The following is an 8,371-nucleotide window of genomic DNA, read 5'->3' as shown; positions in this document are numbered from 1 at the left end:
CTGGAAGCGACCACTGCGTGGGCGGCACCAACAGCGGCACCGTGTGCACCGCCAACTCGACGTGTACGGGCGGCGGGTTCTGCTCCGTGGGCGTCCAGGTTTGCCCCATCTGCGCGGGCGACGGGAAGTGCCACGGCGGCGCCAATGACGGCGGGGCCTGCACGCCGGCCGACTCGCCACTGACCCCGAGCTTCCCGACCAGCCACGACTGCCCCCCGCCGGCCACCAACAACATCGGCTCCCTCCCCATCGCCTTCGCCCTGACGACGGGAACGACGAGCCTGACGGCCGCGACCTACAATGCGACCGCCGTGTGCACGGCAGCTGGGCAGCCCATCGCCTGCTGCACGGGACCGGGAACTAGCGATGGCACCTGCATCAACCAGAACAACGTCTTCTGCGGTTTCTGCCGCGACTCCAACCCGAGTGCCTCGGCTAGTTCAGGAAGCGGCTGCTTCGAAGGGGACCCGGCAGCGGCCTGCCCGCACAACAGCACTTGCACTGCGTCCATCCAGCCCTACGCGTGCTGCACCGGAGCGGGCACGGGCACCTGCGACAGCTTTACGACATTCAAGGCTTGCAGTGTCGGTGGTGTCCCTGTCGCCGCTTGCACGGACGGGAACGGGGCCTGGCCCGACTGCGAGCAGCGGGACGCTGGAGCCTTTGGTCCGGGCAAGAGCGCCGCCCACACGATCACCGAGACCGGCTCGCCGGCCGGCCCCATCAGCAACACGGGACAACCCTCGACGCTGGTGAGCATCTTCTGCATCCCGCCGACCTTCAACGCGACGGTCGACTCCGCGGGCGATCTGCCCGCCCCGGGCGCGGTCGCGCTCCCGGGAACGGCGCAGCTCCTGCCGTAGGCGTCCCGAGCTGCGGGAGCCTGCCCCGGGCAGGCTCCCGCGACAGGGGGCGAGGCCCCGGCTCCGCTAGGGACCGGGCCGCGATCTGACGTGATGCGCGACCTGCCCAGACTGCTGGCCAGCTAGCGTCTACCAGACTGTCGCCGAGCGCCCGGGCCGACGCCTCCATGCGGGCCCGGCACCAGCCCGCGCCGTAGGCGCCGGTAGGCACGCCCGCCGGCCTCCGCAGCGGACCGGCGGATGCGACCGGCATGTCGGCAGAAACCGATGGGCTCGAATGGGCCAGCATCACATCGCCAGCATCCCTGCGTCCCGTGACTTCCGCCGCCGCGCAGTGCTAGTGGGGCAGGACGCATTGACTGGCACCTCACCCCTTGACAGTGGAGTCGATATCCCAGGGCATCCAAGCGCCCAGTGAAGCGGGAGCACTCAGCACCTCAGAATGACGGTCCCTGGTGCGCCCGCAAGGCTGTGGGCCCGAGGAGACCGGCGCCGTGAGTACCCGCCGCGGCTCGCGCCCGAGTGGCGGCGCGAGTCGCCTCGCCACCGGCGCGGGCGCCCTCGTCGCCCTCACCGTGCTCGCCTACCTGCCCGCACTCCGGGGCGGGTTCATCTGGGACGACGATCTTCACGTCACCCAGAACCAGCTGCTCCGGACGTGGCAGGGCCTCGTCGACATCTGGCTCACCCCGGGCGCGATTCTCCAGTACTATCCCCTGACGCACACCTCGTGGTGGGTCCAGTACCACCTCTGGGGTCTGGCGCCGCTCGGCTACCACCTCGTCAACGTGCTGCTCCACGGCGTGAGCGCCGCCGTGCTCTGGCGGGTACTGCGCCGCCTGGCTGTCCCGGGCGCCTGGATGGCGGCGGCGGTGTTCGCCCTCCATCCCGTGCAGGTCGAGTCGGTGGCCTGGGTGACGGAGCTGAAGAACGTGCAGTCGGGGTTCTTCTACCTGCTCGCGCTACTCGGCTTCCTGCGCTGGGGCCTCGCGGACGACGAGGAGCCGGCGAGCGGGCGCCGGATCTACGCGCTGTCGTTCCTCTCGTTCGCCTGCGCCGTGCTCAGCAAGAGCGTCACCTGCACGCTGCCTGCCGCTGTCGCGCTCATCCTCTGGTGGAAGCGGGGCCGCCTCGCGCCGGGCCAGGTCGTCGCGCTGGTTCCGCTGGCCGCCGTGAGTGTGGCGGCCGGAGTGCTGACCGCGTGGTGGGAGCGGCATTACGTGGGCGCGGCCGGGGAGGACTGGGCGCTTTCGCTCCCCGAGCGTTGTCTCGTGGCAGGGCGGGCGCTCTGGTTCTACGCGGCGAAGCTTGTGTGGCCCTTCGAGCTGGCCTTCACCTACCGGCGCTGGGCGCTCGAGCCGCACGCCTGGTGGCCGTGGTTCTTCCCGCTCGGGGCGGTGGCCGTGGTCGTCGCCTTGGCGGCCCTGCGGCGACGGCTCGGCCCGGCGCCGCTGGTCGCCGCGCTGTATTTCAGCGGGACGCTCGGGCCGGCGCTCGGCTTCGTCGACGTCTACCCCATGCGCTACTCGTTCGTGGCCGACCACTTCCAGTACCTCGCCAGCATCGGCCTCATCACGCTCCTCGTGGCGGCGGGAACGGTGACGACCGAGCGCATTCTGCCTACGGCGCGCTTGCCGCTCGGCGGCGTCCTGCTTGCGTCGCTCGGCGTGCTCGTCTGGCACCAGGCGAGCGTCTACCAGACGCCGGAGAGGCTCTGGCGCGCCACGCTCGCGAAGACTCCGTCGGCCTGGATGGCGCACAACAACCTCGGGCTCCTGCTCCAGGGCGAGGGCCGGCTCGAGGAAGCCGCCGAGCATTACCACGAGGCCGTGCGGATTCGTCCCGCCTATCCCGAGGCGCTCTACAACCTGGGCAACGTGCTCGCCACCGAGGGTCGGCTGGCCGAGGCCGAGGCGCAGTACGAGCGGGCGCTCGCCCTCGACGATGGGTTTGCCGCCGCGCACAACAACCTCGGCAACGTGCTCGTCATGGAAGGCAAGGTCGAGGAAGGGAAGCGGCACTACCGGCGGGCGCTCGAGATCAACCCCGGGTACGCCGCCGCGCGCCGGAACCTCACCGTCGCCGACGAATGGCGGAGCGGGGCGCCGTCGGACCGCTAGAGCGCGGCGACGTGGCTGTCGAGAGGGTGGCGCCCGAGCGCTCGGCCAGGGGGCGAGGAGTGAGCCCGGGCCCGGGCGCTCAGCCGCCCGCCAGCAGCGGCTCGATCGTCTCGCGCGGACATTGGAGCTGGCGCACGGCCTGCTCGGCCAGCTGCTGCGCCGCTGGCCGCTGCCGGGCGGCCAGGAAGAGGCGGATGAGCTGCGCATCGGCGGTGCAGAGCTGCGTGCGCACGAGCGGGCAGTTCCAGTTGACGGCCGCCCTGCCAGCCTCGCGCAGGATCGCGCAGCCCCCCGGGTCCGTGCGCTCGTAGACCTGGACGAGCAGCTGCCAGGCGTCCTGGCGCCTGCGGTCGACGGTGAGCGCCGCCAGGAGCGAGACCGCGGCTTGCTCGACCTCGCCGCGCGCGATCTGGACGCGCGCGAGACCGACGTGGGCATCGGGTTGAGCGGGCACGAGGTGGGCGAGGTGGTCGAACGCGTCGCCCGCCTTCTCGATGTCACCGAGCGTCAGATGGACGCGGCCCAGGGCGGCGTAGATCTCGGGTGCGCCGGGAGGCACGACGTCACCGCTCCGCGTGTCTCGACCGAGCGCCTTCGCGCGCCCGATCTCTTCTTTGGCCTGGTTGACCGCGGCTGCCTCGGTGAGCAGGTCTGCGGCTCTCGCCAGCCGGCGTCGCCCCTCTGCGGTCTCGGCACCGAGCAGCGCGGCCTTCAACGCGTGGTGCTCGCCGAGCGACTGCAGCAGGCTCCAGGAGCGGGCCCCGGGGGGCAGCGAGCTGGTCGCGATGATCGCCAACGCCCGCTCCTCCTCCTCGATGATGCGATCGAGCTGCGCATGGTCCCGGTCCTGCGCGTCCAGCGACCAGGCCAGGGCCTTGTGCACCTTGTAGCTGCCGGGCGCCGCCCGCGCCGCGCTCTCGAACAACCGCAGGTCGTCGCGCCAGTCCGCGTTGCGCGCGAGCGTCCGCACGCCGTACGCCACCACGATCAGGCCGAGGAGCACGGTTGCTAAACGGCGGTGGCAGAGCGCGGCGACGGCGACCACCAGGCAACCCGCGAACCCGACCGAGGGCAGGTAGATCAGCCGGTCGCCCATGATCGTACCGATGATCAGCGGGAGGTTGGAGGTCGGCAGGAAGGTGAGGAGAAAGAAGAGCGCGAAGAACACGAATGCGGGGCTGCGCCGGCGCCAGTGGACGAGCGCCACGAGCGCGGCGACCAGGCCGGCGAGGGCGAGGAACCCCTGCCAGTCCTCCCACCGGGTCGGCGGCCATGCGACGAGCGGGATCGCGTCGTACGAGTAGTCGCAGGAGAGCGCCGCGGGCCACAGCAGGTGCCAGACGTACCTGCCCAGTACCTTGAGCGCGGTCAGCCGCGCGCTCAACGCGTCGGCCTGCACGAGCGGATTCTCGAGGAACGGGACCTCGCCGATCTCGAGGTTGCGGTACACGCTCGCGCGCAGCAGCGCGACGGCGGCGAAGGCCGGCACGAGGGCGATGTAGCCGGTGCGAAAGAGAGCCCAGAGCTGCCGCCCGATCTCCGCCACGCCGCCCGGCGACCTCCAGTGCACCCGGTACGCGAGATCGAAGGCCAGCATCGCCCCCAGGATGCCGACGGCGCTCTCCTTGGCGAGGAGGCCGAGCGTCGTGCCGAGCGCGAGGCCGAGCAGCCACGCGGTGCGCCGCCGCCCGCTCTCCTGCCCGCTCCTCAAGTAGAGCAGTGTGCCGCCCAGCACCGCCAGCGTCGCTAGCAGGTCCGCCCGGCCGATGATGTTGGTCACCGCCTCGGTGGCGATGGGGTGCGTGGTGAAGAGCGCCGCCGTGAAGAACGCCGCCCAGGCGTCGGCGAGCACCGCGAGCGCGAGGCAGTAGACGAGGACCGCGTTGACCCAGTGCAGCAGCAGGTTGAGCACGTGGTAGCCGGCCGGGTTCTCGCCGCCGCCGAGGACCGCATAGTTGAACATCAGGGACAGCGTGGTGAGCGGCCGGTAGACGCCGTTCACGAAGCGCGGTGCGGAGTAGTCCTGGGTGAAGATCTGCCGGACGTTGTCCGCGCTCGCCTGGTGAACGCGCGCGTCCCCGTGGATGCGGAAGGCGTTGTCCAGCGTGAAGCCCGCCTGGAAGGAGTTGGCGTACACCAGGGCAGCGAGGGTGCCGAGGGCGAGGAGGGCAAGGAGATGGGTGCGCCCGCCGAGCGGCGGCCAGAGCCCGGTCGCCGCCGCGCCAGACGCCTGCGCCGCCGCGGGAACCGCACGCCGCGCGCTGCGTCGACCCTGCGTGCTCATCGAGGTCAGTCCGCCGGAGCGTCTACCATCGGCCTCGCGCGCCGGAAAGCCGCGGCTCGCCCTCGACTACCTCTCGCCGCTCGATTACGAACGGATTCTGGTACACGCTCGCGAGCCCCCGCACGCACGGACCTCATCGAGGATGCCCGCGTTTGGCGCTGGGAGCCCGCTGCGCGTCTTCAGAGACGCGGCGACGAGCCTGGGCGGCTGGCTCTCGCCTCACGTGCATGCTTTGCGCAATATGGCGGTCTGATCGAGCGCCCCGCCGCAATGAGAACTCTCAAAGCAGGGGTTCTCTACTCCGCCCTCGTGTTTTGAGCCGGCTTCGTCCTCGGTCCCATTCGCATCCTGGGGTAGTCCCGCGTGTCGGTACGAGGACGGCTGAACTGATCGAGGCACCCATCATGTTCGTCGTGATCGTCCTCTCGGCGCGGTGGATCGTTCGACGGCTCGCCCTGCCATCCGTACCATCTCAGCGGCTTGCAGTCGGCTCTCTAGCGCTTGGCCTCTTGCTCTTCGCGGCCCCTTGCTCGCCGTGCAGGACGAGGATGGGATAGGGCCCGCACGGGCGGAGCGCCGCGAGGAGCCACGTCACGAGGAGCCGGTAGTCCCCTTCATCCGCGACGTTGAGGAAGGGGCGGAGATAGATCGTCGCCACGTACCTCTCCTCCACGTCCGGCTGGACGGGCACGGAAGGCGCCCGTGAGCTTCGCCGCGAGCTCGGCGAGGGCCCGGCTCTCGCGGAGCCCGCAACGCCAACCGCAGATCGCCGGTCGCGCGCGCGGCGGCCTCGTCCCTCCGCGCCCGCGCGAACATTCCCTAGATGCCCCTAGATGTCGCCGGCGTCATGTGTCGGGCTAGCGGCCAGTCGGCCCGGCGCAGGCGCTATCCCTTGGTCCCGAGCTCCCTGTCGATCGCCTGCTTCAAGTCCGCGGGCGCGAGCGCGCCGGAGAGCCGCCGCCCGTTCACGAAGAAGGTCGGCGTCGAGTTGACGCCGAGCGCGCTCGCCTCGTGCACGTCCGCATCGACGGCGTCCTGCGCCTTCTTCCCGTCGAAGCATTCCTGGAACGCGGCGCCGTCGAGGCCGGCGTCCCTGGCGATCTCGCTCGCCCTGTCCTTCAGGTTCTCTCGGGTGATGTCGCTCTGCTTCGAGAAGAGCCCGTTGTACATCGCCCAGAACTCGTCGTTGCCCTGCTGGAAGGCGCACTCGGAGGCGAGGGCGGCGTCCCCGGCCCACGGGTGGATGGAGGTGAGCGGGAAGTTCTTGAACACGAAGCGCACCTTGTCGCCGTAGTCCTTGAGCACGTCGTTCTCGAGCGTGGCGTAGACGCGCGCGCAGAACGGGCACTGGAAGTCCGAGTACTCGACGATGGTCACCTTCGCTTCCTTGGGGCCGCGCTCGGGCTGATGGTCGAGCGAGATCTTGCTCATGGTCTGCTTCAGCGGGTCGACGGTGAGGTCCACTAGGTCGCCGCGGAAGGCGTAGTGTCCGTCGGCCGTCACGTAGAAGCCGATGTTCTGGGTCTGCTGCCCGAGCGAGACGACCATGGTTCCCTTGCGCCAGCCCGGGATGCCCGCGTCCTCGTACTTGGTGACCGTGAAGGTGACGCCGGGGGTGGAGATGCTCTTCTGGTAGTAGTCGATCACGCGCTGGGAGAGCGCGTCGTCGGGGAGCGCGGGCCCCCCGCTCGCACCGCCGCCGCACGCGGCGGCGAGCAGGAGCACGCATGCAAGCGGGGCGACTCGGCGAGCGAGCGTCATGCGCGAGGCTGTAGTGCCCGGCCCGGGGTGCGTCAAGGCGCGCCGGCGCCGAGCGGGCCGAGGCGGTAGAGCTGCATGTGGATGCCCCCCGGGAGGAAGCGCGCGGCGACGAAGTAGTCGATGGCCCGCCGCGCGGGGATGTCGGCGGCCAGCTCGACCGCGAAGCGGTGGCCGAGCGCCTCGAGCAGCCGGTCGAGGCCCGGCTGCGCCTTCGGGAGGAGGAGGTACGGCGTCATCCCGCCGCGCGCGAGGAGCTCGGCCGCGTCGCCAACCGTGAGGCGCCAGCGCTCGAGGTCGGTCAGGTAGAGCGCGTGCGCCACGCCGCTGTAGTACTCGATGTTCTCCGCGGGGCGGCCGACGTCCTCGGTGGTGATCACGACCGCGCCGGGCTCGACCTTGCGCGCGAAGATGGCGCGCGCGCGCGCCATCTCTTCCCCCTGGAAGGTGGCGCTCGTCTCCAGCAGGGGCGAGAGGCGCCAGCCGGCCAGCACGACGAGCGCGACCGCCAGCACGGGAGCGCCGAGCGCCGTCACGTCGCGCCGTGACCACGCGGCGGCGAGGGCTCCGGCCGCCGCGAGCGCGGGCACGAGGAGGATCGAGTGCGCGAGCGTCCCGGTGCTCAGCGTCTCGCCGGCGAGGAGCGTGACCGCGCTGAGCGCCAGGGCGAAGCCCGCGGCCAGCCCCCACGCCTCGGCCGGCCGACGGCTGCGCACCAGTGCGGAGGTGCCGAGCGCTCCCTCGACGACCAGGAGCGGCAGGAGGAGGTGCATGCCGGAGAGGTAGCGCGGGTCGGGCCTCGACCAGCAGCTGAAGAAGAGGAGCGCCACGACCGAGTAGGGGACCGCGGCGAGGAAGAGCACGCGCCGCTGAACGAGCGCCACGAGCGCGCCCCAGAGCGCGAGCGCGAGGAGCACGTCGCCGTATGCGGCGCGCAGGAGCGCGACGTTCTGGGGCAGCACCTGCGGGAGGTTTCCGAGCCGGAGCCCACCGCCCTGCACCGGCGAGATCGTCCCGCCGCGCCACTGGACGGGCGAGAGCGTCCCTCCGCCCCAGGCGCCGGAGGGGTAGCCGACGCGGGGCTCGGCGGGCGGGTCGGGTGCGGGTGTGACCGGCGCAGCGAAGAACCCCTCCACCTCCATGCCCTGCGTGAAGCGCCAGGGCCGCCCGGTCACCGCCGTGTTGTAGGCGAGGAGCGGCGCCACGCCGAGCGTCAGCGCGACGGCGCCGGCGGCGAGCCGGCGGAGCGCGGCGCGCCACCCGAGCCGCCCCTCCCGCCAGCGCGCGGCGGCGACGAGCCCCGCCGGGAGGAGATAGAGGACCGCGTCGGGGCGGATCGAAGCCGC

General features: G+C 71.6%; 4 protein-coding genes. 1 reads left to right on the top strand and 3 read right to left on the bottom strand.

Annotation, left to right across the window (positions count from 1 at the left end; genetic code table 11):
- Positions 1–1,357: 1,357 nt before the first annotated feature.
- Positions 1,358–2,983 carry a tetratricopeptide repeat protein gene (locus E6J59_01265; protein ID TMB23772.1) on the top strand — a complete coding sequence of 542 codons (1,626 nt, stop codon included), beginning with the start codon at positions 1,358–1,360 and terminating at the stop codon, positions 2,981–2,983.
- 79 nt (positions 2,984–3,062) lie between these two features.
- Here the strand turns inward: E6J59_01265 and E6J59_01260 are convergent, their stop codons facing one another.
- The 3 genes from E6J59_01260 to E6J59_01250 all read right to left on the bottom strand — a co-directional run bounded on the left by E6J59_01260 (position 3,063) and on the right by E6J59_01250 (position 7,028).
- Entirely contained in the window at positions 3,063–5,267 is a 2,205-nt protein-coding gene (locus E6J59_01260) for a DUF1736 domain-containing protein (protein ID TMB23771.1), read from the bottom strand.
- A 472-nt stretch (positions 5,268–5,739) separates the two neighbouring features.
- Positions 5,740–5,958 (bottom strand): hypothetical protein, encoded by a 219-nt coding sequence (locus tag E6J59_01255; GenBank protein TMB23770.1) that lies wholly within the window; start codon positions 5,956–5,958, stop codon positions 5,740–5,742.
- 194 nt (positions 5,959–6,152) lie between these two features.
- Positions 6,153–7,028 carry a hypothetical protein gene (locus tag E6J59_01250; GenBank protein ID TMB23769.1) on the bottom strand — a complete coding sequence of 292 codons (876 nt, stop codon included), beginning with the start codon at positions 7,026–7,028 and terminating at the stop codon, positions 6,153–6,155.
- Positions 7,029–8,371: the final 1,343 nt, after the last annotated feature.

Source organism: Deltaproteobacteria bacterium (assembly GCA_005879795.1).
Classification (GTDB): Bacteria; Desulfobacterota; Binatia; order DP-6; family DP-6; genus DP-6.
The sequence above is the reverse complement of the archived record's forward strand: the minus strand, read 5'-3'. Positions and strand labels throughout refer to the sequence as shown.